This is a genomic window from Bifidobacterium sp. ESL1133 (assembly GCF_058107325.1).
The window spans coordinates 168,039-194,045 of the sequence record NZ_JBYLUI010000005.1; the positions used below are offsets into that span (position 1 = coordinate 168,039).

Annotated in this window: 17 protein-coding genes; 10 read left to right on the forward strand and 7 right to left on the reverse strand. The window is 52.5% G+C overall.

The features are described 5' to 3' along the window. Positions 1 to 4 precede the first annotated feature (4 nt). Entirely contained in the window at positions 5 to 1,723 is a 1,719-nt protein-coding gene (gene dnaA / locus AC3B5A_RS06495; protein ID WP_489799869.1) for a chromosomal replication initiator protein DnaA, read from the reverse strand. A 659-nt stretch (positions 1,724 to 2,382) separates the two neighbouring features. Between dnaA and rpmH the strand changes: the two genes are divergently transcribed. The 8 genes from rpmH (at position 2,383) to AC3B5A_RS06535 (ending at position 11,877) form a co-directional block, all read left to right on the forward strand. Next, complete coding sequence (rpmH, locus tag AC3B5A_RS06500; protein WP_489760660.1) at positions 2,383 to 2,517, forward strand: 50S ribosomal protein L34; 135 nt, start codon at positions 2,383 to 2,385, stop codon at positions 2,515 to 2,517. 31 nt (positions 2,518 to 2,548) lie between these two features. After that, the gene (rnpA, locus tag AC3B5A_RS06505; protein ID WP_489799760.1) at positions 2,549 to 3,097 is read left to right on the forward strand and encodes a ribonuclease P protein component; all 549 of its coding nucleotides are present in this window, start codon (positions 2,549 to 2,551) and stop codon (positions 3,095 to 3,097) included. A gap of 173 nt (positions 3,098 to 3,270) precedes the next feature. Further along, a complete protein-coding gene (gene yidD / locus AC3B5A_RS06510; protein WP_489799762.1) occupies positions 3,271 to 3,573 on the forward strand; it encodes a membrane protein insertion efficiency factor YidD in 303 nt (100 codons plus the stop codon). Then, complete coding sequence (gene yidC, locus AC3B5A_RS06515) at positions 3,573 to 4,604, forward strand: membrane protein insertase YidC (protein ID WP_489799764.1); 1,032 nt, start codon at positions 3,573 to 3,575, stop codon at positions 4,602 to 4,604. The genes yidD and yidC overlap by 1 nt, the downstream gene beginning before the upstream one ends. 71 nt (positions 4,605 to 4,675) lie before the next feature. Next, entirely contained in the window at positions 4,676 to 5,374 is a 699-nt protein-coding gene (locus tag AC3B5A_RS06520; protein ID WP_489799766.1) for a Jag family protein, read from the forward strand. A 2,654-nt stretch (positions 5,375 to 8,028) separates the two neighbouring features. Then, entirely contained in the window at positions 8,029 to 8,709 is a 681-nt protein-coding gene (rsmG, locus tag AC3B5A_RS06525; RefSeq protein WP_489799768.1) for a 16S rRNA (guanine(527)-N(7))-methyltransferase RsmG, read from the forward strand. Between the two features lie 320 nt (positions 8,710 to 9,029). Continuing rightward, positions 9,030 to 9,977, forward strand: a complete 948-nt coding sequence (locus tag AC3B5A_RS06530; RefSeq protein ID WP_489799770.1) for a ParA family protein — start codon at positions 9,030 to 9,032, stop codon at positions 9,975 to 9,977. Between the two features lie 523 nt (positions 9,978 to 10,500). Next, on the forward strand, positions 10,501 to 11,877 hold the full coding sequence (locus AC3B5A_RS06535; RefSeq protein ID WP_489799871.1) for a ParB/RepB/Spo0J family partition protein: 1,377 nt from the start codon (positions 10,501 to 10,503) through the stop codon (positions 11,875 to 11,877). A 516-nt stretch (positions 11,878 to 12,393) separates the two neighbouring features. Here AC3B5A_RS06535 and trxB read toward each other — a convergent pair. Both trxB and AC3B5A_RS06545 read right to left on the reverse strand, forming a co-directional pair. Further along, the gene (trxB, locus tag AC3B5A_RS06540) at positions 12,394 to 13,392 is read right to left on the reverse strand and encodes a thioredoxin-disulfide reductase (protein ID WP_489799873.1); all 999 of its coding nucleotides are present in this window, start codon (positions 13,390 to 13,392) and stop codon (positions 12,394 to 12,396) included. A gap of 467 nt (positions 13,393 to 13,859) precedes the next feature. Further along, positions 13,860 to 15,242 (reverse strand): class E sortase, encoded by a 1,383-nt coding sequence (locus AC3B5A_RS06545; protein ID WP_489799772.1) that lies wholly within the window; start codon positions 15,240 to 15,242, stop codon positions 13,860 to 13,862. 848 nt (positions 15,243 to 16,090) lie between these two features. Here AC3B5A_RS06545 and crgA point away from each other — a divergent pair. Continuing rightward, on the forward strand, positions 16,091 to 16,798 hold the full coding sequence (crgA, locus tag AC3B5A_RS06550) for a cell division protein CrgA (RefSeq protein WP_489799774.1): 708 nt from the start codon (positions 16,091 to 16,093) through the stop codon (positions 16,796 to 16,798). 166 nt (positions 16,799 to 16,964) lie between these two features. Here the strand turns inward: crgA and AC3B5A_RS06555 are convergent, their stop codons facing one another. The 3 genes from AC3B5A_RS06555 to AC3B5A_RS06565 all read right to left on the reverse strand — a co-directional run bounded on the left by AC3B5A_RS06555 (position 16,965) and on the right by AC3B5A_RS06565 (position 22,142). Next, positions 16,965 to 18,578: a THUMP-like domain-containing protein gene (locus tag AC3B5A_RS06555; protein ID WP_489799775.1), complete on the reverse strand. Its 1,614-nt coding sequence runs from the start codon at positions 18,576 to 18,578 to the stop codon at positions 16,965 to 16,967. A 658-nt stretch (positions 18,579 to 19,236) separates the two neighbouring features. After that, on the reverse strand, positions 19,237 to 21,720 hold the full coding sequence (locus tag AC3B5A_RS06560) for a mucin-binding protein (RefSeq protein WP_489799776.1): 2,484 nt from the start codon (positions 21,718 to 21,720) through the stop codon (positions 19,237 to 19,239). Between the two features lie 182 nt (positions 21,721 to 21,902). Further along, complete coding sequence (locus AC3B5A_RS06565; protein ID WP_489799778.1) at positions 21,903 to 22,142, reverse strand: hypothetical protein; 240 nt, start codon at positions 22,140 to 22,142, stop codon at positions 21,903 to 21,905. A gap of 463 nt (positions 22,143 to 22,605) precedes the next feature. Here AC3B5A_RS06565 and AC3B5A_RS06570 point away from each other — a divergent pair, with 463 nt between their 5' ends. Beyond that, positions 22,606 to 23,259 (forward strand): anthranilate synthase component II, encoded by a 654-nt coding sequence (locus AC3B5A_RS06570; protein ID WP_489799780.1) that lies wholly within the window; start codon positions 22,606 to 22,608, stop codon positions 23,257 to 23,259. Between the two features lie 125 nt (positions 23,260 to 23,384). Here the strand turns inward: AC3B5A_RS06570 and AC3B5A_RS06575 are convergent, their stop codons facing one another. Further along, on the reverse strand, positions 23,385 to 25,955 hold the full coding sequence (locus AC3B5A_RS06575; protein ID WP_489799782.1) for a mucin-binding protein: 2,571 nt from the start codon (positions 25,953 to 25,955) through the stop codon (positions 23,385 to 23,387). Positions 25,956 to 26,007 lie beyond the last annotated feature (52 nt).

Sequence of the window (26,007 nt, forward strand, 5' to 3'; positions counted from 1 at the left end):
AGACTTACTCGCTTGGCTGTTGCTTGAGGCGTACGGTAAGTTCCATGACGTAGTTGTAAATCTCCTGCTTTTCCTGCATTTCACCGGAAATACGCGTATACGCATGCATAACAGTCGTGTGATCGCGTCCGCCGAAGACCTCACCGATGTCAACCAAACTCATACTGGTCATCTCGCGGGTCAGGTACATGGCTATTTGTCGCGCTAAAGCAACGTTTTTGGTACGTCCGCGGCCCACCAGATCGTCAAAAGTAAGATGGAAATATTTCGCCACTTGTCCGATGATGTCGGTCGGCTTAATCTCCACGTCAGACGTGTACAAATCGTGCAATGCCCTCTCTGCAAGAGCAGTGCTCACTGGCTGATTGCTCAGCGATGCCACGGCAGTTACACGAGTCAGTGCACCTTCAAGCTCGCGGATGCTCTCGGTGAATCTCTCGGCAATAAGGTCGAGTACATCATTGGGAACGCTGGCGTGATTGTTAGCCGCCATCATACGCAAAATAGCGGTTCGCGTCTCCAAATCCGGTGGTTTAATATCCACGGTGAGTCCCGATTCGAAGCGGGAGATGAGCCTGGCTTGGAAGCCTTTCAAGTTTTTGGGTGCCACATCGGAGGCGATGACGATACGCTTATTGGCTTGGTATAGCGAATTAAACGTATGGAAGAACTGCTCCATCGTCGAGTTCTTGCCGGCCAAGAACTGAATATCGTCAATCAGCAGTACATCCACTTCGCGATAGCGGCGATTGAATGCAGCAATCTGGCCTTCGCTCTGGTTTGGATTCTGAAGAGCCTCAATGAACTCGTTCGTGAACTCCTCGCTGGTCACATATCGTACTTTGAGTGAGCTGTCCTTGACCAGAGCATAGTTGCCGATGGCGTTGAGCAAGTGGGTTTTGCCCAGCCCTGGTCCGCCATAGATACATAACGGGTTAAAATCCTTGCCGCTACCCTCTGCCACAGCCAGCGCCACGGTTCGCGCAAATCTGTTGGAGTCCCCTGGAACGAAGGTATCGAACGTTGAATTCTTGTTCAGATGTGTTTGCGGGTCTCGTGCTATTTTCTGCTGGTCATACTGCTGCGTCGGTTGCGCCGCTGGTGCCGGCATGGTTTGCTGGTTTTGTTGCGGCTGTTGGATAGGCTGCACCGGTGCGGGCACAAAAGATGGCGCCTGCTGCTGCATTCCTATCGGTGCTGTTGCTGGAGCGCCGGAATCAGGATGAATTGTAGCAAACTGACCGGTGAGCGCATTGCTATAGGACTCGTGATCAATTCGTGTGGCATCAAATTGGTTGGTGTCAAACGGTGGCTGAGATGCGGTCTGCCCTGGCGCTGCTTGCTGACGGGTGTTACCGGATCCCGAAGTGGGGGAGAGTCGCTGCGCAGATGAAAAATCATCGGTGGCGTAGGGCTGGTACGCGTTATCGCCTGCATTAGCGAGCTGCTCAGCCGCCATTGGCTGGCCTGCGGTTGTGCGCTGGGTTGCGTCGGAGAGAGGCAATGAGGGCTGCGCCAATGCAGATTGCGCTAGTGAAGACTGCGTTGCAGTATCGGGCGTTGAATGCTGATGAAGTGGCGCAGATTCTTGCAGTTGCGCTGTTTCAGGTCTCACCGCTGAAGTTTGATCGGTGATTGAAGATTGTTGCGGCACGATTTTGAACGCGGGGAACATATCTTGCCCTGTGCTCAATTTGAGCGCATGCATCAGTTGCTCGTTCATCTCGCCCTGCAGCGCCTGCTGTGCTGCCGAACTGGACACGCACAACACAATTGTGGTGCCGAATACGGCCTCGGGTGTTACTCCTTCGAGCCAGCCCCAGTTGCGAGCGGTAATGGATGTGTCTTGCTTGAGAATGGAAAGTACGTTCGCCCAAGTTTGCGCAGCTTGTACAGTGGGGTCACTCGACTCGTCTACCATGAAACGACCCTTTCCGACTCCCTACGTATTCCTAACCGGCTGCACTGTACGGCGGCACATATATTTATGCGCATCATTGACCGGTGGCAATGCAACATCATCATGTTTACTCCATGCCAGCGAAGTTATCCACAGTCTCGCGTGTTGGAAATACTGAAATGTGAATAACAAGTGTGTAATTTGTGGATAAGATGAAATGCCGGTTTTCCTTGGAAAATCAGCGTTCTGAAAGATTTTCGCATGCGGAAAATATGTGCTGGTAACGGGATTGGCTGTGAGCAAAGCGGGGAATCTGATTTGCTCGCTCGGCATGTTGTTCGAATGATGCACGGCGCATCTATGGGCAGACAAGTTGGCGAATTTCGCTCAAATTTGACTTGAGACTAGGGGTAAGAGTACGTTGGTAGAGCTTGACTCATGAGGAGCCGTGCTGTTGCGCGGCTAAAAAACAGGAGCATATTATGAAGAGAACATACCAGCCGAACAACCGCCGCCGTCACATGAAGCACGGTTTCCGCGCCCGCATGCGCACCCGCGCAGGTCGAGCAGTGCTGAATCGTCGTCGCAGCAAGGGCCGCAACGCACTCGCTGTCTGATCGCGTATAGCGTTAAGCGAGGCACATAGGCTTGGAGCGGCTGAGAAATCATCGTGATTTTGTAAGCGTACTGAAACGCCGCAAGAAAACGGCAAGTAAGGACATCGTCGTGCATTATGCGTGCGGCGATGTTTGTCATGCTGCTAAAAGCGGTGTTGATAGTGGTGCTGTGCCGAATTTCAGAAGCGGCAACGTTGCGTTAATCGAGAAGCAGCCATCTGTCTCTAGTGCTGCCAGCACTGAATCAGATGCGCTGGATACGGTCGAGATGGATTATGCCGTGGTGGCCAGTGCTGACGTTGTTGATTCTAATAGCGGCGGAAGTGCTGATGTTCAGATGTCTCGCCGACGATTGGGGCTCGCTGTTTCGAAGGCCGTAGGCAATGCCGTTGTGCGCAATAGCGTTAAACGGCGTTTTCGCGTACTTGCAAGAGAGTATGAGTCGCTACTGCCGCAGTCCTGTGATGTGGTGATGCGCGCAAAGCCGAGTGCTGCTCGAGCATCATTTAGTTCGTTGCGGGAACAGGTCGAGAAGCTTTTTGCCAATGTTTCACGTGAAACAAGTGGTGAATCACGATGAGTGTCGCCATGTGTAGCAAGGCAGTTTCGTCCGATGACGGCGTGACAGGCACTGATACACGCGTAGGTAACAAGCGACGTGGCCAAGCTGCCGGTGAGCGGTGGCAGGGTCGAGGCACTGATACGTGCGTACGCAGCAACCGACAAGCAGAGGGTTCGCTGGCTGCGCGCGGTATGATGCGTGCCATTCGTTGGTATCAGCGCAACATTTCCGCTTACAATCCGCCAAGTTGCAAGTATTATCCTTCATGCTCGCATTATGCGCACCAGGCTATTGCCCAATACGGAGCTTTCCGTGGGGGAATTCTTGCAGTGCTGCGTTTATTGCGTTGCCGACCTTGGAGCCGCGGTGGCATCGATGATGTGCCGCAGCGTTTTTCTATTTTTTATCGTTGCACATGGTCGCGGGCTCATGAAGAGCCACGTTTGACTCCGCTTTCGACGTTACCGTCTTCATCTGAGGAGGAGACAGCCTGATGACACCGGATTATAACAATTTCTTGCTTGACAGCGGCTTCTTTGGGTGGATTTACAAGATCCTTACCCCAATCGAGTGGATTATGACCCAGGTTATGGTACTGTTCCACAAGTTCCTTACCTTCTTGGGCATGGCGCCTGTTGGACTGTCTTGGGTATTTTCCATTATCTTCCTCGTGCTGGTGGTGCATGCGCTGATTCTGCCGATTTACATTAAGCAGATGCGCTCCATGTCTAAAATGCAGGCGCTGCAGCCCAAAATGCAGCATATCCAGAATAAGTACAAGGGTAAGAATGATTCGGCCAGCCGCGAGGCGATGAGCCGCGAAACCATGAAACTGTACGAGGACAACAAGGTGAACCCTGCAGGCTCGTGCTTGCCTATGGTCATTCAGGGCCCGGTGTTTATGTGCATGTTCTACATGCTTTCGGCAATCCCGTACATTGCTCATGGTTCACGTGGCCCGCTGGGTGCGTTCGACAAAGCAACCGCCAAGCAGTTTGCGCAGACCGAAGTATTTGGCGTGAATGTGACCAACACGTTTACTACAGCTGACGCTGTAGGCAAGGTAACTATCGCCATCTTCACCGTGTTGATGTGCGCGGCCATGTGGTACATGCAGTTCAATAACATGCGCAAGAATCTTCCCGCAGCCGCTATGGAAGGTCCTTCCTACAAGACTCAGCAGATGATGACTTGGATTTATCCCATCATGTACATCTTCTCTGCTGTCAGCATGCCGTTCGCCGTGCTGGTCTACTGGCTGACCAACAACATCTGCAACATGCTTCGCTCTCTCTGGCAGGTTTATGCATTCCCGACAGCAGGCTCCCCTGCGGATGAGGCAAAGAAAGTGCGTGACCACGACAAAGAGAATAACCGTCGTGCTCGTGCTGGTGAGGTTTCTTTGGAAGAGGAACAGCTACAACGTGCCGAGGAAGATGCCAAGCGCCGTGAGAATGAGGGCTATCAGCGCAAGCAGCCCAAGCGTAACCAGCCTCGTAGTCAGCGCAAGAAGAATCGTCAGTAACGAGCCACAACAGTGGTCAGTGTGGGATAGACTTAAGGATGAGTCTGACCTTGATTTGAAAAGGAGCAGTTATGGCGAATGATGTGGAGCAGACAGTCGATCAGCTCAATGAAGAGGCTGATATCGCTGCCGATTACCTTGAGGGCCTGCTTGACATCGCCGATTATGACGGTGATATTGAGATGGGTGTGCGCAATCATCGTGCCAATGTGCAGATTGTTGCTGACGATGATGTCGACATCAGCAATCTGGTAGGGGAGAACGGTGAAGTCGTTGAAGCCCTGCAGCTGTTGACGAGATTGGCTGTACAACAGAAGACAGGCGACCGGTCACGGCTGATCCTTGATGTGGATGGATTCCTGAAGAAGCGCAGGAAGAGGCTGCGGGAGATTGCCCTCGATGCCATTGATGAGGCGCAGGAGACTGGTGAGCCGGTTGATCTTGACCCGATGAATTCGTTTGAGCGCAAGGTCATTCATGATTTGGTGCGCGAGGAAGGAATGAAATCTCGCTCGCATGGTGAGGAGCCAAACCGTCACATCACGATTTACGCGCGTCCGGTAAAGAATGTAGAGAGCTATAGTGGAGATATCGATGATGCAGAAGATTCTGGTGAGGATTTCCCCCTCGAACAAGAATTGACTGGCCGAGATACTGCGCCTCGGTCTCGTCGATATGAGGACGAGGCATTCGCTGAAGATGAGTTTGCCAGTGCTGCTGCCGACGATATTGATGCTGTTGCGAATGATGATTCAGCTGATATTGACTAGGTGAGTGGCGTTGACAATGTTGCGTTGACAAAGGTGTACTGACAGTGTTGCGCTGACAATGAGACCTTGACACAGGGATCTTGACAAACGGACATTGACACAGGGACATTGACAACGTGGCGTTGACAGTGGGATGTTGACAGTATGACGTTGGCAATGACGCCGATTTCATCAAACGGACAGGTACTGACCGTTAATTGCTGAAGTGCAGACGTTGCTCTGAGCGATGGTCGTGCTTTGAATGACGGCAATGATTCTGACAATAGTGGCGATAAGACTGTCTGAGTGAGACTACATTTCAATCCCGTCTGTATTGTAGGGTGCGGTCAGGCGCGTATCCGAAAACACATCCGTCGCACGTGTGGAGGGTAATGTGTTCAAAGCTCTCAGATGGGTAAAAGCACTGATATTGTGCGATGCGTGCCAGCGACATGTTTATGTCGTTTGCTAGGTGCGGACACAGTGACGTGCTTCCTGTATGCCTGGTTATTGCCTTGTTAAGGTTCATGTGCGAGGAATATGGTGTGCACTGAGTCTAAATACGCAAATTATGAATTAAAGCATTTGTGATTTGCTATTGTTTCACGTGAAACAATAGCAAAAATGTTATCGAAGCAAAGCTGTGATGGCAGTAGTGGTGTAATAAAAGTAGGTCAGTAAACTCGAAATATAACTTGCGATAAGAGAAGTCTTACGTTGATGGAGCCGATAGGAACTTGGTAAGCTTTGCTCTCTGACAGTTCTCTCTGCAAGCACTCTTTCTTGATATACAAGCTTATTTGTGTGCCATACAGATAAGTGCAGATAGGCAAAATGTCAGGTCTGTGTTCTTGTATATGGTGTGGCTTGGATGTGTTGGATATGTTGGATGTGTTGGATGTGTTGGATATGTTGGATATGTTTGGTTCCGTTCGCTTGTTTTCTGGTGGCTGTGAGAAGGAATTCCAGCGCATAAGGTGAAAGGAATCAATCTTATGTTTTAATCAGTAAGTTGTAGCAGGAATGATTACTGCTGTAAATAAAAGATTACTACTATAAAATATGAACTTCCCTATAAACATGAACTCCATTTGGATTAGTAATAGGGAAATATACTTAGACCGCAGGGATGGCTGACGTATACCGCGATATCTGCTGCTCTAACATATTAAGGTTCAACTTGTAAAACAAGATTTCTATATATCGTTTCATGCTTTGGAGAGTTCTTATTTTGGAGAGTTCACAGTTAAAGAGCTCTTGTTGTGGCATCCTGTATTGGTGTATTGGCAGTACTGCCCGGTTTTAATTGTTAGAGTAAGTTGATCTTGTGAATAATAGTATCGGTCATCGTGATCTCTGCCGTGCTATACCTGACGATAGTTCTCGGTTCTCATGCTGATTTCTCTTTGTGTGGCACGCGTCATACCCGATGGCGACTCCTGATGTTTTGTGGAATACGTGGAGACTGAGTGTAGTGTTGCCATTGTTTCACGTGAAACAATGGCAAAGTTTGATGCTGGCATATCTTGACTGGTTGGTTGTCTGGCTGACCACCCACCTGACTTTCTGAAATCGCAGCTATCTAGATTGTCGGCTGACGGAATGGTTGACTGGTTGATTCATAAGAGAGTTGTTGAGCAGCTGGCGGGTTGTCTGGCTGATTGGCCAGGTTGGCTGATCGGTTGACTGAACTAACTATCTGGATGACTTGTTGATTGATTGACTGGCTGACTGACTGACTAACTAACTAACTAACTAACTAATCTTCTACGGTCTTCCTTCTTTGTTTGTGTAAAATTTTCCGTCGATGCTTGCCGATTTAGTGAATCCGTTCTCAAGGTGTAGAAGTTTCTGTTCGAAGATCTTCGCTGTTGTCGTGCACCTTTGGCAAACAGTGAGCGAAAGTAAAATCTCGTATGGGCGTGAGAGTTAATTATGGATGTGCGCCCACTAAGCATGTAGCCGTTCGCGAGATAGGCAGATATGCTTTTATAGAATAATCCGGCACAAGCGTATTCAAAGGGTTGTTTTCAGATTTGCCAGGTATAAAAGTGCGAATGTTTCACGTGAAACAATGACAATCTGACTAAGAGAATCTGTGATGGAAACCGTTCGCTATCATTCGATGATAGGTTAATCATCGGTGCGGAAGTCAATACTCGTGAGGGAAGTTTCTTCTTGTCTACTTGCATTGAAGATTCTGCTGCCTGGGACGACTTCGGGATTCGTTCCTTCATGTGGATGTGCAATCTAGATGAATGCCGAATACCACATGTTTCACGTGAAACATGTGCAAAATGATGATTGCAGGGCAGTCATGATGATTGCTGTAAACTGCATTCATTGATTCAAGCGCCGCTGGATGAGTGAATATGCTGGCTCTATGTCTAATGACATTGAGATAGCATGTTTGGGAAGGCCAACCTGAGGAACTGTGTTTGCTGCGCGGTGTATTGAATAGTTCGCAACATCCAGACCGCATGCTCATGCTACGGCACTATGTTTGCCGTTCGGTGTATTGAATAGGTGGTCTTGCAATAACGCGTTACAAAGCTCGGTGAACCCATAAAGAGTAAATGTGTAATGCCGCACGACTTTGGCTATCAGCTCTGTTGGTTTCAGCTGTCGTATAAACTAGAAACGATTGATACAGTGCGGATAAGAATTGGTGAAGCATGAACGAACATACTGACAGCGAACTTGAAGATTCGCCATTGCTGCAGCACGCCTTTGGTGAGGCTCTTCCTAAAATGCGAATGTTTCACGTGAAACTTTCTGAAGAAGGGGAAAAGCGAGGTCTTATTGGACCGAGAGATGTAGATATATTGTGGGAACGGCACCTCCTTAATTCGGCAGCAGTGGTGCCTTATATTGCTGAGGCAGTGAAATCGAGCTCAGAGAAAACAGTTGCTGATTTAGGCAGTGGTGGAGGATTTCCTGGGATTGTTGCTGCAGCATGTTTGCCTGAATGCAGCTTTGCTCTCATTGAGCCAATGGAACGCAGAGTGGCGTGGCTTGAGGAGTGTGTAGAAGAATTGGATTTGCAGAATGTGGAAGTGGTACGTGCCCGTGCTGAGGAAGTAATAGAGGGTGGTAGGCGAAACAATGCGAGGCAAGGTTTTGATGTAGTGACGTGCCGTGCAGTTGCACCTATGACCAAGCTTGCTGGCTGGACATTGCCATTGGTGAAAAAGGGCGGTCAGTTGATTGCACTTAAAGGGCGTTCGGCACCGCAGGAAATTGAGAAGGCATCTCGTATCATCAAAAAGTTCGGTGGGGTGAAGCCTCGTGTTGTGGAGGCTCAAGTTGGTGAAGGATTGGAACCAACTCACCTTGTTGTTGTGCAGAAAAAATGAACGTGTGTACAAGGGTAGTGCCTTGATTAGGCATCGACTTATCCACAAAATAAGATGCAGTGAAAAGTTATCCACATTTTTCCGGTTGTCTCATTTTAGGAACGTGAAGCTTGATATACTGCCAATATAGAAATCGGTAAAGAAAAAGTCGTAAACATCTTGCCCACAGGTTGTGCACACTTGTGCACAGTAGATGTGGATAACTTGGTGGAGAGCGATTACTGTCCATGCACATGGCGAAACTTGATGTAGTGAGAAAATTTTGCTGTGTGCAATGACGTAACAACAAGCGGCCTGGCCGCGGGAGGAGTCGGCGTTGTATGGAGTCTGCCTCGGAAACCATTAAACGAATCTTCGGCGAAAGTAATCGAACTCTTGGAAACGAGATTGCGGAGACTTCTGCACGGTATGAAGCGATAAGCGATGTAGAATTCCCGCACCCAAGTCAGACGCGCTTCATGGCCGTTGCGAATCAAAAAGGTGGCGTTGGAAAAACGACCACAACAGTGAACATTGCTTCGGCGCTGGCTCTTGGGGGAGCGAAGGTCCTTGTCATTGATTTGGATCCGCAAGGGAATGCATCTACAGCTCTTGGTGTGAACCATGACATGGGTATGCCATCCACATACGATGTCATTGAAGGTCGTATGACTATTGATGAGGTCAAGCAGCCGTGTGAGGATTGCCCTGGTCTGGATGTGGTTCCTGCGTCCATGGATTTAAGTGGTGCTGAGCTTGAAGTTGCGGATATGGAAAATCGTAACAACTTGCTGAGTAAAGCAGTCGACCAGTTCGTGGAAAATTCTGAAACACATTATGACTATGTGATTATTGATTGCCCGCCGAGCTTGGGGCTGTTGGTCATTAATGCTATGTGCGCAGTGACTGAAGTACTTATCCCCATTCAGGCTGAGTATTATGCCTTGGAAGGGTTGGGGCAGCTGCTCCATACGATTGAGCTTGTGCAGGAGCATTACAATCCGGTACTTACGGTTTCTACTATGTTGGTGACTATGTTCGACAAGCGCACACTGCTGAGTCGAGAAGTGTTTGCTGAGATCAAGGAACATTATCCGAATATTGTGCTCACGACTACCATTCCACGATCAGTCAAAATTTCAGAAGCTCCAAGTTTCGGGAAAACGGCAGTGGTGTATGATCCTCGTGGTCTCGGTGCGGTTTCATATCGAGAGGCTGCTTTGGAGATAGCGAGTAGATCGAAACAAGTGTTGGCGGCAATTGCAGTGAAGAAGCAGGAGAGGAACTGAGATGGCATCTAAGTCGCGTTTAGGAAAAGGTCTTGGAGCACTGTTCCCTGCATTGCCTGGCGAAAATAGTGAAGTCGCAAAAGACGATAAGCCGAAAAGTGATAGTGACAGCAATAAATCGGTAAAAGCCCCTGCTAAAAAAGCGGCTGGAACTACCGGTGCCAAGACGCGTAGTGCTGCAGGTAAGAAGAGCAATGCAGCGGTTTCTCAAAAATCTGCATCCAAGAGCGTGGAAGGTGTTGAAGAAAATGTCATTGTTTCACGTGAAACAATGACAAAATCTGAAGCGAAGACACCTGCAGCAGAGAAGAATTCGGTTCCTGACAAGGTGGGTAAAATCGTACCTGATGATGCTGGCAACAGTGTATCTGCTAATGAGACGGAAGCTCGTGTATCTGCACCATCCGTTATACCGGCGTCATCCACAGGTATCTCGAATGCGAATGTTTCACGTGAAACAGACCGAACAGATAAGAGCGAGGCTGCTACGCCAGAAAAGGAAAGCGGTGCTTCTGCTCCTGTTATCGGCAGCGTAAAGCAGGTTACTGGTGATTCCAGTAAGGCAGAGTCCGAAAAGACCGTGTCGTCCACGACCTCTTCAACAAGCAAGTCACTGAAGAATAAAAATGTAGGAACTTTATCTACGACAAGTGCGAATGTTTCACGTGAAACATCGGCAAATTCTCGTCGCAAGAGAATGTCGATTCCTGCAATGGATGGACTAGGTCATCCTAGCGATCTGTTCTTTGGTGGGGATGTGGCCGGTAATGTTCCTTCGTCTTCGCGAGGGGCTGGTATTGGTGAGCAATCATCGCAAAATGGTGCTTCCGCAGGTAAGGGTGTATCTGCAACAAGCAGTACTGCTGATGAAGTAAATGTCAATACAACTGATGGGGCAGTAGCTGATTTGGCCACGGGGCTTAAGCCTGTGCAAGGTGGGTATCTCGTTGAGTTGGAGCTTGACCAGATTGGGCCCAACGCCAACCAGCCGCGAACCATTTTTGACGAGGATGAACTACAAGAGCTTGCTTCGTCACTGCGAGAAGTAGGTGTGCTGCAGCCAGTAGTGGTACGTAAGCGTCCAGAGGATCAGCGAAAAGCAGCCGCAGAGGACGCAAAACATGCTGATAGTAGTGCTCAGCATGAAGAAAAGCAAAACTCTCTTGGCGCATCTTCCAATACTTCCGTATTCAACATGATGCGGAAGCCTGCTCTCAGCGATCCTGGCATGAGCAGTGAATATGAGCTCATTATGGGCGAACGGCGTTGGAGAGCGGCGCATTTGGCTGGGCTGAAGACAATTCCTGCCATTGTGAAGACGACAACTGATAATCATATGCTTCGCGATGCATTGCTGGAGAACTTGCATCGAGTAGCTTTGAATCCGCTCGAAGAAGCAGCCGCCTATCAGCAAATGATGAGTGACTTTGGGCTGACACAGGAACAGTTGTCGAAGTCAGTATCTCGTTCGCGTCCACAGATTGCGAATACCTTACGCTTGCTGAACCTGCCTTTGTCGGTACAAAAGAAGGTTGGCTCTGGGGTACTTTCAGCGGGTCATGCACGTGCGCTGCTGGGTTTGCAGACAGAGGAGGAGATGAGCAAGCTTGCCAATCGTGTGCTTGCTGAGGGACTTTCTGTGCGTAGTACTGAGGAGATTGTGGCTCTGCAATCAGCCAATGCTGAACCTGTGAAGAAAGAGCCTCCAAAGCGGAAGAATCCATGGAGTGAATCTCCTATTCAGCACAATCTCGAGAACCGCTTTGATACGAAGGTTTCCATTAAGGGCAGTAAGAAGCGTGGGCGTATTGAGATTGTGTTTTCATCGCCAGAAGATATGGATAGAATCCTGAACATTCTTATGCCTGATGATAAGTCTGGTTCTTCATCGTGGGTCTGATGGGTTGAACAAGTAGTAGCAATTCGACCAAAAATGTCATTGTTTCACGTGAAACAATGACATTTTTGTATTATCGGGTCATGCTGGAAAGGCAAGGTGCTATAGGGATATAGGCAGAACGACAATCCAGAACGACAATCCAGAACGACAATCCAGAACGACAATCCAGAACGACAATCCAGAACGACAATCCAGAACGACAATCCAGAACGACAATCCAGAACGACAGACCAGAACGACAGACCAGAACGACAATTAGTTCTTTTACTCCTGCAGGCGGCTGAGATATTTGCTCCAGTTTGAGCAGCAAAAGCATCTCTGCATTGACAATGCGCACGTCATGAGCAGGAGGCAACACAACTTAATAGCTTAAGCCATATTATTGATGCCTCATAAAAGAAGCCCTCGTCGGGCAGGTGACAGGCGAGGGCTTGAAAGATGGTGTAGCCGGGTTAAAACCAGCTGCTGGACTAATCACTAATTATTGATTACTGATTACTGATCACTAACTACTAATTACTGATCGATGTTGTTGAGGTATTCCTGCGCATCAAGTGCTGCGCGGCACCCCATGCCAGCGGCAGATATTGCCTGCCGGTAGACGCTGTCAACTACATCTCCTGCAGCGAAGACTCCGGGGATTGACGTGCGAGTAGAAGCGCCATCAACAGTAATATATCCGGAGTCGTCAAGCTGCAGCGATCCTCCTAAGAACTTGGTGGTGGGAGTGTGTCCGATGGCCACAAAGACGCCGTTGGCAGGTACCTCAGAAGTCTCGCCAGTCTGCACATTCTTCACGATAACCGACTTGGCACTACCGTCTTCACCTTTCACTTCTTCTACTACAGAGTCAAGCATGAAGGAGAGTTTATCGTTTGCCTTGGCTCGATCTACCATGATTTTTGTAGCGCGGAACTCGCTACGACGATGAATGAGTGTAACCGATGAACCGAATCGTGTCAGGAAATCGGCGTCTGTAAATGCGCTGTCACCACCGCCAATTACAACGATAGGTTGGTCTTTAAAGAAGAAACCGTCGCACGTGGCACAATAGGAGACACCGTGCCCTGAATATTCTTTCTCTCCGGGCACACCAAGTTTGCGTACTTCAGAACCGGTGGTAACAACTACGGCACGTGCCTTATATACATCGCCCTGATCGCACGTAATGGTCTTGATGCCATCAGAAGCTGAAAAATCTACTGAGACTACATCGTCCCACACAATCTCGGCACCAAACTTTTCAGCTTGCTGTTGCATGCTGTCCATGAGATCGGGGCCCATCACTCCATCGGGAAAACCTGGATAGTTCTCCACTTCAGTGGTGTTGACGAGTTGTCCGCCAGGGGTAAGTGCGCCAGCGATGACGATAGGCTTGTATCCTGCGCGACCCAAATAGATGGCTGCGGTGTAACCTGCCGGTCCTGAGCCAATAATGACGGCATCGTGGATGCTTTCTTGGTTGGTGTCGCTCGTGGTGGTCGCGCTGTCAGCTGAGCTGTTAGTGCTGAGCATATTAGTAGAGCTGGTTAGGTCAATCATAAGGCCACCTTAACATTGTCGATAATGGGTTCTGCAAAGCTCAAGCTTTAGGCACAATCACACAGCATTTGTCAATGTTTCACGTGAAACAATGGCAAAAGAGATTACTCTGCTGTGTGCGGCCGCCGGCCGTCTGCTACTTTCGGCCGCCCGTCCATCTGTCAGAGGCGACTCGCTGCTGGCAGCCGTGCCTGCGCATGCTCTGCTTATCTTAGCGTTATGGCAAGTCGGCGCGGGATGCATCTTTTAGCGAGTCCTGCAAAAGGTAATCTAACAAAAGGATAATCTAGCTAAACTGCGATCTCGCAAAACAGAACCCTGCAAAAAGCTATCGAGCAAAACAGAATTCAGCTAAAGAGAATCTCGCAAAACTGAATCCAGCAAAGGCGGGCAAGAAAGAGGCAGTCCTGCGAAACACAGTCCAGCAAAACACAATCTAGCTAGAAGGCGACGTTGGTCATCTGCTCCAGCAGCGGCAATGTCTCGGCAGCCCATGGGAACACCCACTCAAACAGCGCTGCTCCGCCCGCGACCATGAGAATCAGTACAAGCAGTACTCGGATGAGGGTCGGCCCTGGTTGTAGCCGGGAGAGACCGCCGTAGATACTAATATCAGGCTTGCGTACAAGATGCTGCCGTATCTCACGCCTTCTCGGCCAGCGCCACACCACGGCAGCCGCCAGATAAATAACGGCATACACAGTGAGACATGAGGTTATGAACGGTACGAGTGAATCGACAGGAAGCTTGGTTTCCATCCGTTTGCTATTGTTGTAGAACTCAATTTCACCGTTCTGATTGGTGCGAGCGAGCTCTTCTGGTATGCCGTCTGCGACTTTAGCCCAGTAGGTGAGCTTGCCGAACGCAACCCAGCGGTGGGTGGGTTTAGAGTATTTTGGTTCGCATGTGGTGAGCGTTATCATTCTCTGCGTGGGCGCCAGCATAGGGCTCCTCGGATTCGGAGCCACTACACCCACCTGATCGGGTGTTACCACGGTATGGTCGGTGTACTCGTACACATACCAGTAGTCTTTGGTGCGAATCACGATGGGGTCGCCTTCTTTGAGTTTATCAATGTCGCCCAGCGGTTGCCCGTAGCCGTTGCGATGACCGGCAGCTGCAAAATTGCCGATTTGCCCAGGCATTTGTGTCTGCGGGTAGTGTCCGATGCCGTGCTCGTTGAGCTGTGGCTTGTCGGTTCCTTCCACCACGGTTCGCATCCACTGATTGCCGAACCGTGGAATGTACACAGCGCCAATCAAATCGCCAACCTTCGGGTTGATGGGCTGCACAGGTGGCTCCCCGTCCTGCTTGCTGGCTAAGCGTTTGTTTTTGCCCTTGCTTGGGTCGCTCCATGCGGCGGATTGCATCTGCTCATCTTGCTTGTGCTGTGCTACCACACCGGTCCAGCCCATAAGCCAGACAATGTAGAGCACACATACCAGCGCCATGGTGAACAGCGTTTCGGCCACTATGCCCATAATCTGCCAGGCGGGGCCGGTTGCACGCTTGGACAGGTCGGGCCTGCGCTCCACGTACACATATTTGACTTGCTCTTGGAACGGAACTGGGTTGCCGTCCGCGTCATACAGTGGAACGGGTGCGGTCTTGGTGTCGCTGTCGTTGTTGTCCGAAGAGGCGACGCCTGAATCAACGCTGCCTGAAGCGGCGCTATCTGCTGAGTTACCGTTTACAGTAGCGCTGTCTGATGGCGTTGAGGGAGTGGATGGGTCGTCCGCTGTCTGTGCCGAAGACTGCTGGGGGTCCACTGATAATTGCGGTTCTACTGGCAACTGTGATTCTGCTGGATCTGTGGATGACATCGTGTCTGCCTCCCGCGGTCGCTGTTCGCTTGTGGTCTGTTTGTTCCGGTCTCCCGGTGTGCTGTGTATCGAGGCTGTGCTCTGCGCTTGGTTAACGATCGGTAAGTTGCGCTGCCTTGTGCTTGCTTCAGATGACGCAGGTTCTGTTGTTGCGCCAGAATTGCTCTCTGCTGCACTGAGAGGGGGAACGTATAAAGAACTACTTGAACTAGCGTTTTGCGCGTTCTCGGGGCTTACAGGCGTGTTTTCGGCGCTATCTGTGGCGCTATCTGCGGACTTGTCTGCTGAGGTCTGCTTGTTATTGGCATTACGTCGGAACAATGACATGTGGCGCTCGCCTGAAGTGCGCACTGACTTGCCGTGTGACGCGGCCTTATGCTTCCCGGATGCCATATGTTCGCCCCTACCTAACTTCCTCCCGTGAGTCAGGGGGAACCGATACTTGCAAGCGTATGTTAGTTGGATGTTGCATGCAGCAGCGCCTGTATGCAGCCACAAGAAATCCGGTTTCCCCTATGTCTCTACGCCCAGCCTAGCCCAAACGCACTGACATATTTCGGGTGTGTCACATTCTCTGTGCTGTAGAAGAGGTGTTGCGCACCTCTCGAGTGCGTGCTATGGCTTGTGATTTGTGCTGTAAGAGGCACACTGGCCCGAGGTAGCACGTGCTATCGCGCAGATGGTGGCGCAGTCTTGTGCCATGCGCTCGGCCGCGGCTTATCCAATGTCTGCATAAATTCCGCTGACGTGCATCGTCTGTGTTGAGACTGGTTATATTGACTCGTTCGGAAGCGTTCGAGTGCACCTACTATTATGTGTACTAGCCTATTGAATGGAGACTTAAGCTTATGGCTGACGAAGAGTTGCATGAGGACACCTCGACCTCCGCTGATGCCGTTAATTCCAACGCGGCTGAGGCCGAGAGTGCAAAGAAGAGCGCAGGCGAGGCTGTGAAGGCCAGCGAAGATCAGGCCGATGGTGCCGCGGATCAGGCGGCTGGTAAAGCGGAAGCTGATACCAAGCACGATGATGATCAGCTGCGAGACAACGCCGAGTCTTCCACGGATTCTGCACAATCCGCAGCGGATGAAGGCGACGAGGTCAGCCAAGGCAAGACCGACGAGTCGGGTAAGGCTAACGCTCCGGTTGGTGATGCTAAGAAGGCTTCCAAGAAGCGCAAGTCTTCAAAGTCCGGCGACGATGACGACGATGCCGATGACATCGCGGATGAAGATCTTGACCTTCCTATGGACGAGATTGAGGCGCTGTTGAATGCCGATAGTGCCGACCGTAAGGGCATGAGTGCCCAGATGCGCCGTGTGGCTCAGCGTCAGGCCGAAAGCAGCCGCCGGGTAGAAGAGACCATCAAGAACACGAAGGCCAACCCGCGCTGGTTCGTGCCGTTGTTTGTTACGCTGCTTGTTGTTGGCCTGCTGTGGGCAGTGGTCTATTACATGACTAACAAGTACCCGATTCCTGGCCTTGGGCAGTGGAATTTGGCGGTTGCGTTTGCCATCATGATGGTCGGTTTCATCATGACAGTGGCTTGGCATTGATCTTCAGTGCAGGCTGCGCGGCCATAAACGCCGCTGTGTGCTGGTGTTGACCGAATGGCACGCTGCGGCGAATGGCTGTTTCATTGCGCCTCTCGTGGTTTTAGCTGTGAGAGGCGCAACTGTATGCTCTAGAAGTAGGCGCGTGGCATAGTCTTAAGACTGCTGATCACTGGATTTTGTGCGTTACCAGCAGCACACGCTCGCCATTGGCCGTAGTAGTGCCGAAGATATAGATATCCCCGCCATCGCGCAGTCCTAGCTTGTGCCGTAACTCAGCGGCGCTGAGCGGGAAGTTACGTACTGCAATATTGGCGTGAGTCGCGCCGTTGAGAGCAGGCTTGAGCACGGTGCGTAACTCGCGCTTACCGAGACCGCTCACGGCGTCAACGGCGAAGATGCGGCCAGGGAAATTCCTGACGGGGCCGTTGCAAGTGGTAACGGAGCTGCTGATAACGGCGCTGTCGGCATGAACGTTCCGGGTGGCGTGGGGGCTGGTGTTGTGTGCGGGCTGAGAATCGGTGAAGCTATTGGAGTCGTCGTAACTAACTGAATCAGCACAACTGTCTGAATCGGCAAACCCGACGAACAGGTGGCTGTTGTGGCTGATCTCCTCTACGCCATATTGCTGCGCGAGTAGGTCGAAGCAACCGGCCTTCATGATGGAAGCATTGGGTTCGTACAGGTACTGAGGTGTTGCAGTGCTGATTGAATCAGCGGTATTGGTATGAAATGGTACAGAACGCAGCGGTTCCAGCGGTTCCAGCGGTTCGCGTTGAACTGTGAACGCGAAACGCTGAGCATCATTCACGCAGCATACGCGCACAGTCTGTGCGGTCTCACGCTGACCCTCGGCAGGTGCTGTTCCAGCCGCGTCTTCTGCTTGCCTCACACGTTCATCGCGCCCGAGCACGATGAGCAATTCCTTGCACTCGTTGCCGGTGGAGACGATATGCACCTCCCGCACAGCCGTACCAAAATCGGCGACGGCTTTATGCCAGTCAAGCATGGGGGAGAGTTTGACCATCACATGCGCGGATCGCTTGAGCAACAGCGGCGCCAAAGCCACGGCGTTTGGCGTGCAGTCGGCAATGGCATAGGTGCGCGCTCCGTGGTTGTCTCTGCGGGCAGGGTCAATGAAAATAAGATCGACCGGTGCGGCCGTGCTGTCTAAATATGCCTCGGCTGAGGTATTGATTACCGTGACAGTGCTCGTAGCCGAGGCGTTGGCTTGACTTTCGGCGCGTTGCGTCTTGCCTCTTGTGCCGCCTGTAATGCTCGCATCTGCGACCGATTGGTCTGCGGCAACATTGAGGCCGAGAGCGGCAAAATTATGTTCTGCGATTCGGCACAGCTCGGCCTGCTGCTCTACGTAAGTGGCGTTTGCAAAGCCGCGTGCCATATAGGAGAAGTCAACTCCGAATCCTCCGGTCAGGTCCACCATGTGGCTTGTATGATGCTGCGGGTGTGCGCTCGCTGCCAAGCGCTGTGCCAGTGATGCTTTGTATTGAGCGGTGAATTGTGATGAGCACTGTTCCATGGCAAGATGAGGCGGGTAAACGATGCCCTCGCACATGGCCCATTCGGGGAGTTTCCGCTGTGCCCGCTGCCAGCCTTCGATCTGGTTGAGCGCGAACGGTAGGTCGAGGGTCGCATCGGCGCTGGCGCTGGCATTGGAACTGGTATGGGCGCTGGCGCTGGCACGGGTATGCAAAGCTACGTCGTTCACGGGTTCGTTGCGGTGGTCGTGGACGAACCGCCAGGTCGTTTCGCTGATGTGCATAGGTTTATTGTACGAGTGTTGGCGATGTGCTGCTTACTGTTTATGCTGCTGTTGCAGTGTGAGTGTGTAGTTTTGGGGCGGACTTGGGTTCAGGATTGCGATCGGATTCGAGCATAAGCATGAGTGTGTGGCTTGGGCATATAGTTTGGGTGATGTGTGGCTGTGGCGGTAATTGGGAGGGAGTTTGGGGGCTGAAAAGTGAGTTATCCACAACGAGGATGGTGGATATTGTGGATTGTGGATAAACTCTCGTCCACATTATCCACCGTCTACAATCCCTGCAAAATGTGGACTTGTGAATAACTTTGTGGATAAGTTAGAGAGTTTTCCTCAACTTATCCCCGGGTTACACCCAACTTGTCCACAACGTTGTCCACAGATGTGGAGAACTACATGTGTGTAGTTTTGCTTGTTGGTTGTTGTGTCGGGGTTGAGGAGGACTGGCAAGGCATGAGTAAGGGGTGAGCTTGCGCTGGTGGTGTGCGAACCGGCCCTGTCTTCTTTGGGTTGTGTGCAGCCGCTTCGGGCTTGCGTTGAGGGTGTGTGAGGTCACTCTCTTATGGTTGTTGGTTGGTGTGCTGGGTTTGGGGAAGGCCCGCACTTAGTACAGTGTGGGCCTTCTGGCTATTGGTTGCCAACCGGGTTACTGGTCACCTGGTTATTTGGTGGCTGTTTTCTTGTTGCGCACGCGGACCAGCATGGCCGCCACGGCCAGGAGTCCTAGGGCGATGATGCCGCCGAGTAGGATTCCAGAGCCTCCGGTGAAGGGCATGCGTTGGACGGTCTTGTTGTAGACCACGGTTACGGTCAGAGAGCGGTCGCTGGTGTCCGGGTTAGCCGGGTCCGTTGGAGCGAACGTGGTGGATGAGTTGTCGGTGGCGCCGTTGTGTTGGATGCCGGTGATTTCACTGACGACTGGGGTTTTGGCGATATAGCCGTTGATAACTGGGCTGTTGATCTTCGGCATGGTAGTAGCCGGAGTGTTGCTGCTGCTGGCCTGCCACACGTATTTGCTCCAGTTGGCAGTACCATCGATCGAGTCATACGCAGTGTTATGGATCTGATGCTGTGTCCAGGTGATGGTCTGCACGTTGTCCGCTGGCGGAGTGTCTACGGTGTTGTGGTTGAGTTTGTAGTGGATGGTTCTGGTGGTGGTTTTAGTAATGTCTTTTTCCGGGTTGGCCTGGATGTAGATGTATTCGTCTTGGTCGGTGTTGTTGTCCATGTCGTAGGTGGTGTTCAGCTGGAAGTTGATGGTGCGTTTGCTGTCGGTGCCGGGGGCAAGCTGTTGCAGGCCTGCGCTGAGGCTGGCGGGGTGGTCTTTGCCACCGAGCTGCACCGTGTATTTCGCGAGAGTACTAGTGGCAGGGGTGCCGGAGAGTCCGGTGAACGTTTCTCCTAGACCAGTGTTTTCGGTGCCGTCGGACGGTTGCCAGGAGCTTCCGTTGCCGGGGGTGGCGTCGCAGTCTTTACCGCTGGTGGCGTCTGCAGAATTGGCGTAGCAGGGTACTTGCACGACGTGTACGTTGAGTTTCTGGGTGGCGAGGGTGTAGAAGTAGTAGACGTCGGTGGTGCCCCAGCCGGTGTTGCTGCCGGCTGTTCCGGCTGCGACGATGTCACCGTTAACGTTGTAGGTTTTGCCGGTTTCTCCGGGGTAGGGGACGGTCACATTGCCTGTGGCCCATACGGTTTTACCATTGTTCTTGTTGGCCAGGGCGGTGAGTCCTGCAACACTGGAGTCTGTGGTCCCGAGGGTAGAAGCGATGGTTTGCCGTTGCGCCGCGGTCAGCGAACCCAAATCAGCAACGGTCAACGGTCGGTAACCGGCCACGTTAGCTGGGGTGGTTGCTGCTGATGCGGTGCCTTTCGCACCGGTAACCGAATTCGCCTTACCAGTAGGACTGCCGGCAGTCGCCGTCACCGGAGACATGGCTTGCCCAGAACCAATATTGAGATAGTGCGACTTGACTGTGGTTTCTCCGGCTGCAGCTGCAGTGACAGGCACGCTGGTTTCGGTACCAGACTTGGAGGTCATCGAGGAGTCGTCAAGCGCTGTTATCGAGCTGGTGGTTCCGCGGTACTGGTCGGGAACATCGAACCTGAACTGGAAGTAGAAGTAACTGGCTCGTCGGGCAAGTACGTAATTGTAGTAGTAGACGGTCGCATTCAGGTCACCGGTCGGATTGTTGCTGGCAGCAAGGGCGAGATTGTCCTTGGCGTTGGCCTGCAGCTGTGCGTTGGTGAGTACGGTATCTTCTGCTTTGAGATTGACGGCCACGAGGTAGCTGTAACTGTTCTTGGTGTTGGTGGCTGCTTGCCGTGAGTAATAGACTACCGTGGTGGCTGATGCCGCTGCCATGGATTTCAATGTCGTCCACGGTACGTCATCACCGGCATCCGTCATGCTAATAGAATTATTGCAATGCATGGGGTCTGGCCAGCCTGCAACGGTTCCGCCACGATCGGCTGATGTTTGGATGCGGTTACTTGCCGCCGAAACATAGTGGCTTCCCTTAAAGAGCATCAACTGACTTGGTGTTATGTCTTGCGTTGAGTTGAATTTGTACGCGCGGACGATATCGGCTTTTGCGCCGACTGATCCTGATTGACCGCCACTGCTTTGCAACTGCTGAAGCACGGTGTTGTTGGTGATGCTGTTATTGAAGATCATAGGGCGTGCAAGGAAGTAGCTTGATCCCGCCTCTTCATATATATAGTTGCCTTGTATGGTGGTCGCGTCGCTTGTGGGGGCAACCTTGTTGAAATGGAAGGGGTAATCCCGCCTCGTTCCCAGAGTTCCGGTCAAACCTTTATCCGAGTCGTAAACGCCTATCTGAATAGTGTTGTCAAATGGCATTTTGGCGCGGATGGTATTGTCCGTCCAACCGTTGAAGATGATGCGGTATGGAATGGAGAAGCTGAATGTTTGCAGTCCTGCGCCCGTTGATGTTTTAGCCACTTTCAATGTCAGAGAGTGACCCCATTGGGCATGGTCCGTGTTGAATAGCACTGTGCCGACGGTGTTGCCTTGCGCGTCGTTCAAGGTGAGATTGGTACCGGCACCCTTCAGCTCCGCTTTTGCGTCAGGGGTTCCTGTAGTGGTGATGTTGAATGGGGCGATGAGAATTTCGTTGCCTGCCACTAAATCGCTCGCATTGACGGAGAAAGTTCCCGCAACGCCGAATAAAGCGTTCTGATTACCAGCAAGAGTCTGCTTGGTGGCGGGTTGGTCAACTGTCGAATTGTATTTGAGAAGGCGAACGTTGGGGCTGGTGGCGGTGATGAGCGCACCGCGTGTGGAGATTGAGGCTGCTGGTTCAGTTCCTAATGTGCCAGGTTTGCTGGGGGGGGGGTAATCTCATTGCTATTTTGAGCTGCTGCAACTGGTGCTTGGGATTGCAATGAAACCTCGGTGCTGTTGCCAGCGAATGCGGCGGTGCCTGCACCGAAGGCGGCGAACAGAGTAGCCGCAGCAGCGATGCTGGCCACGAGGCGCGTACGTGCAGACTTGGTTGTGCCGCTGGTTGCGCCTTGGCGGCGACCTGCTGTGTGAAGCATGTTCATGGGTGCGTGTCCTTCGTTCCGGTGTCGGTCCGTCCGCTGCGTGTGCCGGCATCATGCACAGTGCCATGCGCGGAAATCATATTCGGTTATGCTGCGGTATCCGCGCAAACCACGTCGCGGACACATACTGTGAGCTACAATACTTGGGAATATTGACAAACTATGCATAATTACCGCATAGCTTGGTGAATGCCGTCGATCCACGCTGCTGCGCGACTTGGCGGGGCGCACGATATGAGCGGTCTTTGCCGCAGCGGATTTGTTGCTGGTATATCTCGTTGAACGAGGAATCTTGACGCTGCTGCTGGCTTGGTCGCCAGGCATGATGGTCTGCAGCGAATAGGCGAATACCACGAATGACGTGAATGCAACGAATGGCATGACCACAAACTGGGCGCTGCGGCCGACGGACGGCCATAACCGGTAGGATAGAACCAGCAGACAGTTCAACAGCAGAGCGGAGATGGCAGTGGAACACGCACGGATTTTGGCGGTCGACAATTACGACTCATTTGTCTACACCATTGTGGGATATCTGCACACTCTGGGTGCTGAAGTGACGGTGGTTCGCAACGATGTGGACGCTGCGCAAGTGAGTCCCGAGGCGCTCGCCGACTATGATGGCGTGCTTATCTCCCCAGGTCCGGGTACTCCAGCAGAGTCGGGCGTGAGCAAAGACGCCATTCGTTCATGCGCGCAAACCGGTACTCCCATGCTCGGGGTGTGCCTGGGGCTGCAAGCGCTCGCAGAAGTGTATGGTGCCAACGTGAGCCACGCGCCCACCATTATGCATGGCAAAACGAGTGTGATTGAGCATGAGGACGGCGGCCTATTCGATGGCGTGCCGAACCCGGTCAACGAGACTCGATACCACTCCTTGGCCATTGAGCCTGAATCGCTGCCTGCTCAGTTATGTGTCACCGCGCGTGCGACGGATGATGGGACTGTGCAGGCGGTGCAGCATGAGTCGCTGCCGCTCTATGCGGTGCAATTCCACCCCGAGTCGGTGCTCAGCGAGTCAGGCTACCGCATCCTCGCGAACTGGCTGGCGATCTGTGGGCAGGAGTCCGTGGTTGATCGCTCGGCAGGTCTCGCGCCGAAAGTGTTGCAGCAGTAAGGTATTGGTGGGTTGGTGTGCCGGGTTTGGGGAAGGCCCGCACTTAATGCAGTGTGGGCCTTCTGGTTATTGGTTGCCGACCGGGTTGCTTGTTATTCGTTTACTTGGCAGTCAGGTGGTCAGGGTTATTTGGTGGTTCGCTTGTTGCGCAGGTGGGTGAGCAAGGCTGCCATGGCCAGGAGTTCTAGGGCGATGAGGGTGCCGAGTAGGATTCCAGAGCCTCCGGTGAAGGGCATGCGTTGGACGGTCTTGTTGTAGACCACGGTTACGGTCAGAGAGCGGTCGCTGGTGTCCGGGTTAGCCGGGTCCGTTGGAGCGAACGTGGTGGATGAGTTGTCGGTGGCGCCGTTGTGTTGGATGCCGGTGATTTCACTGACGACTGGGGTTTTGGCGATATAGCCGTTGATAACTGGGCTGTTGATCTTCGGCATGGTAGTAGCCGGAGTGTTGCTGCTGCTGGCCTGCCACACGTATTTGCTCCAGTTGGCAGTACCATCGATCGAGTCATACGCAGTGTTATGGATCTGATGCTGTGTCCAGGTGATGGTCTGCACGTTGTCCGCTGGCGGAGTGTCTACGGTGTTGTGGTTGAGTTTGTAGTGGATGGTTCTGGTGGTGGTTTTAGTAATGTCTTTTTCCGGGTTGGCCTGGATGTAGATGTATTCGTCTTGGTCGGTGTTGTTGTCCATGTCGTAGGTGGTGTTCAGCTGGAAGTTGATGGTGCGTTTGCTGTCGGTGCCGGGGGCAAGCTGTTGCAGGCCTGCGCTGAGGCTGGCGGGGTGGTCTTTGCCACCGAGCTGCACCGTGTATTTCGCGAGAGTACTAGTGGCAGGGGTGCCGGAGAGTCCGGTGAACGTTTCTCCTAGACCAGTGTTTTCGGTGCCGTCGGACGGTTGCCAGGAGCTTCCGTTGCCGGGGGTGGCGTCGCAGTCTTTACCGCTGGTGGCGTCTGCAGAATTGGCGTAGCAGGGTACTTGCACGACGTGTACGTTGAGTTTCTGGGTGGCGAGGGTGTAGAAGTAGTAGACGTCGGTGGTGCCCCAGCCGGTGTTGCTGCCGGCTGTTCCGGCTGCGACGATGTCACCGTTAACGTTGTAGGTTTTGCCGGTTTCTCCGGGGTAGGGGACGGTCACATTGCCTGTGGCCCATACGGTTTTACCATTGTTCTTGTTGGCCAGGGCGGTGAGTCCTGCAACACTGGAGTCTGTGGTCCCGAGGGTAGAAGCGATGGTTTGCCGTTGCGCCGCGGTCAGCGAACCCAAATCAGCAACGGTCAACGGTCGGTAGCCAGCCACATTGGCAGGTGTGGCAGGAGCGGAAGCAGTACCCTTCTCCCCGGTAACCGAATTCGCCTTACCAGTAGGATTCCCGGCAGTCGCGGTGACTTGGCTCATCGACTGTCCGTTGATGTCGAGGTAGTGGGATTTCACCATGGTTTGACCGGACGAAGCGATGCTGGTCTGTGCTGTTGAGTCGGTGGTTGATTGCAACACGGTTCCGCTGTTGTTGTCGAGCAGCTGGGTGGTGGCGTGGGCTACTTTGTATGGGTCGGTCACCGAGAAGTTCGCATACGGGTAGACGTGGGTGGCGCTGTTGTGGAGCACACCGTGGTAGTAGTCGAGCGTGGCTTGCACATCGGCGTCAATGTTCACGCTGTTGGCTGCGACGTTTGCGTACAGTGTGCTGCGGGTGCTGTCTTCTATTTGCGCGTCGGTGAGGATTGTTTCGGTGTATTTGACGTATGTGACGACGAGATAGCTGCCGTCGGCTTGCGTTGAGAAGGATACGTTGCTGGTGTTCTGCGCCTGCGCCGACTGCTGGGTTTGTGCCAGCGTCAGGTTGTTTCCGGCATTGTTTATTGGTATAGAGACGGCGTTGACTTCAGGTTCGGCTGCATACAGTGAGTTCGGGTAGGATTGCACCTTGTGGGTTGCCGCGGAAACGTAGAAGGTTCCTAGGTGCATCCATGCTCTGTCTGGCATGAGGGGCTGGTCGGCAGTCAGATGGTACGACCTGATGAAATCGCTGCCTTGATCGGGCACGCCTGCTGCGCCGTTGGTGTTCTGCAATGTCAGGAACTGGGTGTCGTCGGCGATGCGGGTATGCCGCAGCTGTTCGGAGGGCCGGATGCCTTCTGCGGTGTAGTCGAACAGATAATCACCGCCCAGCATGGTTGCGTCATAGGTTGGAGCGGGGGCGTTGAAATGGATGGTGTAGGCATGTTGCACCGCGCCGGCTTGGTTTTTACCGGTGGTGAAGGTGGCATCGAACGGCATGTTGTGCATCACCGAAGCCGAGGTGGCATAGTTAAGCAGGAAGAGCAGGTTCGCTTCAAATTGGAAGGTGATGGTGCCGACACCGCCCAGGGTGTTGGTTACGTCGAGCACAATAGCTGGTCCCCAAGCGGCGGTATCTGCAAAATGTAGGTTGCCGACGGTGGTGCCGCTGCCGGTGTTGAGCGGCATGTAGCTGCCGTGCTGGAAGAAGGTGACTTTGTTGCCGGCTGGATCGGTGGTGTCTTGCGCGATGGTTGAGATGAGAATGGTGTTGCCTGTTACCAGGTCGCTGTCGTTGACGGTGAAGGTGCCTTTGGCGCCGCCACGTTGGACGGTATCTGCCTCGAAAGTTTGGTAGGTGGGCAGCGGAGTGCCTTCGGTGTTGCAGAGACGCCCGTCTGACGTGGAATGGCACAGCAATGTGACATCGGCACTGATGGCAGACCGGTCTGTGGCGCTGCGGGAGAGTACG

What these genes read in the sequence shown, in the direction of transcription:
- dnaA (WP_489799869.1), bottom strand. Translation starts at nt 1,723, where the DNA reads ATGAACGAGCAACTGATGCATGCGCTCAAATTGAGCACAGGGCAAGAT.
- rpmH (WP_489760660.1), top strand. Translation starts at nt 2,383, where the DNA reads ATGAAGAGAACATACCAGCCGAACAACCGCCGCCGTCACATGAAGCAC.
- yidD (WP_489799762.1), top strand. Translation starts at nt 3,271, where the DNA reads ATGATGCGTGCCATTCGTTGGTATCAGCGCAACATTTCCGCTTACAAT.
- yidC (WP_489799764.1), top strand. Translation starts at nt 3,573, where the DNA reads ATGACACCGGATTATAACAATTTCTTGCTTGACAGCGGCTTCTTTGGG.
- AC3B5A_RS06520 (WP_489799766.1), top strand. Translation starts at nt 4,676, where the DNA reads ATGGCGAATGATGTGGAGCAGACAGTCGATCAGCTCAATGAAGAGGCT.
- rsmG (WP_489799768.1), top strand. Translation starts at nt 8,029, where the DNA reads ATGAACGAACATACTGACAGCGAACTTGAAGATTCGCCATTGCTGCAG.
- AC3B5A_RS06530 (WP_489799770.1), top strand. Translation starts at nt 9,030, where the DNA reads ATGGAGTCTGCCTCGGAAACCATTAAACGAATCTTCGGCGAAAGTAAT.
- trxB (WP_489799873.1), bottom strand. Translation starts at nt 13,392, where the DNA reads ATGCTCAGCACTAACAGCTCAGCTGACAGCGCGACCACCACGAGCGAC.
- AC3B5A_RS06545 (WP_489799772.1), bottom strand. Translation starts at nt 15,242, where the DNA reads ATGTCATCCACAGATCCAGCAGAATCACAGTTGCCAGTAGAACCGCAA.
- crgA (WP_489799774.1), top strand. Translation starts at nt 16,091, where the DNA reads ATGGCTGACGAAGAGTTGCATGAGGACACCTCGACCTCCGCTGATGCC.
- AC3B5A_RS06555 (WP_489799775.1), bottom strand. Translation starts at nt 18,578, where the DNA reads ATGCACATCAGCGAAACGACCTGGCGGTTCGTCCACGACCACCGCAAC.
- AC3B5A_RS06565 (WP_489799778.1), bottom strand. Translation starts at nt 22,142, where the DNA reads ATGAACATGCTTCACACAGCAGGTCGCCGCCAAGGCGCAACCAGCGGC.
- AC3B5A_RS06570 (WP_489799780.1), top strand. Translation starts at nt 22,606, where the DNA reads ATGGCAGTGGAACACGCACGGATTTTGGCGGTCGACAATTACGACTCA.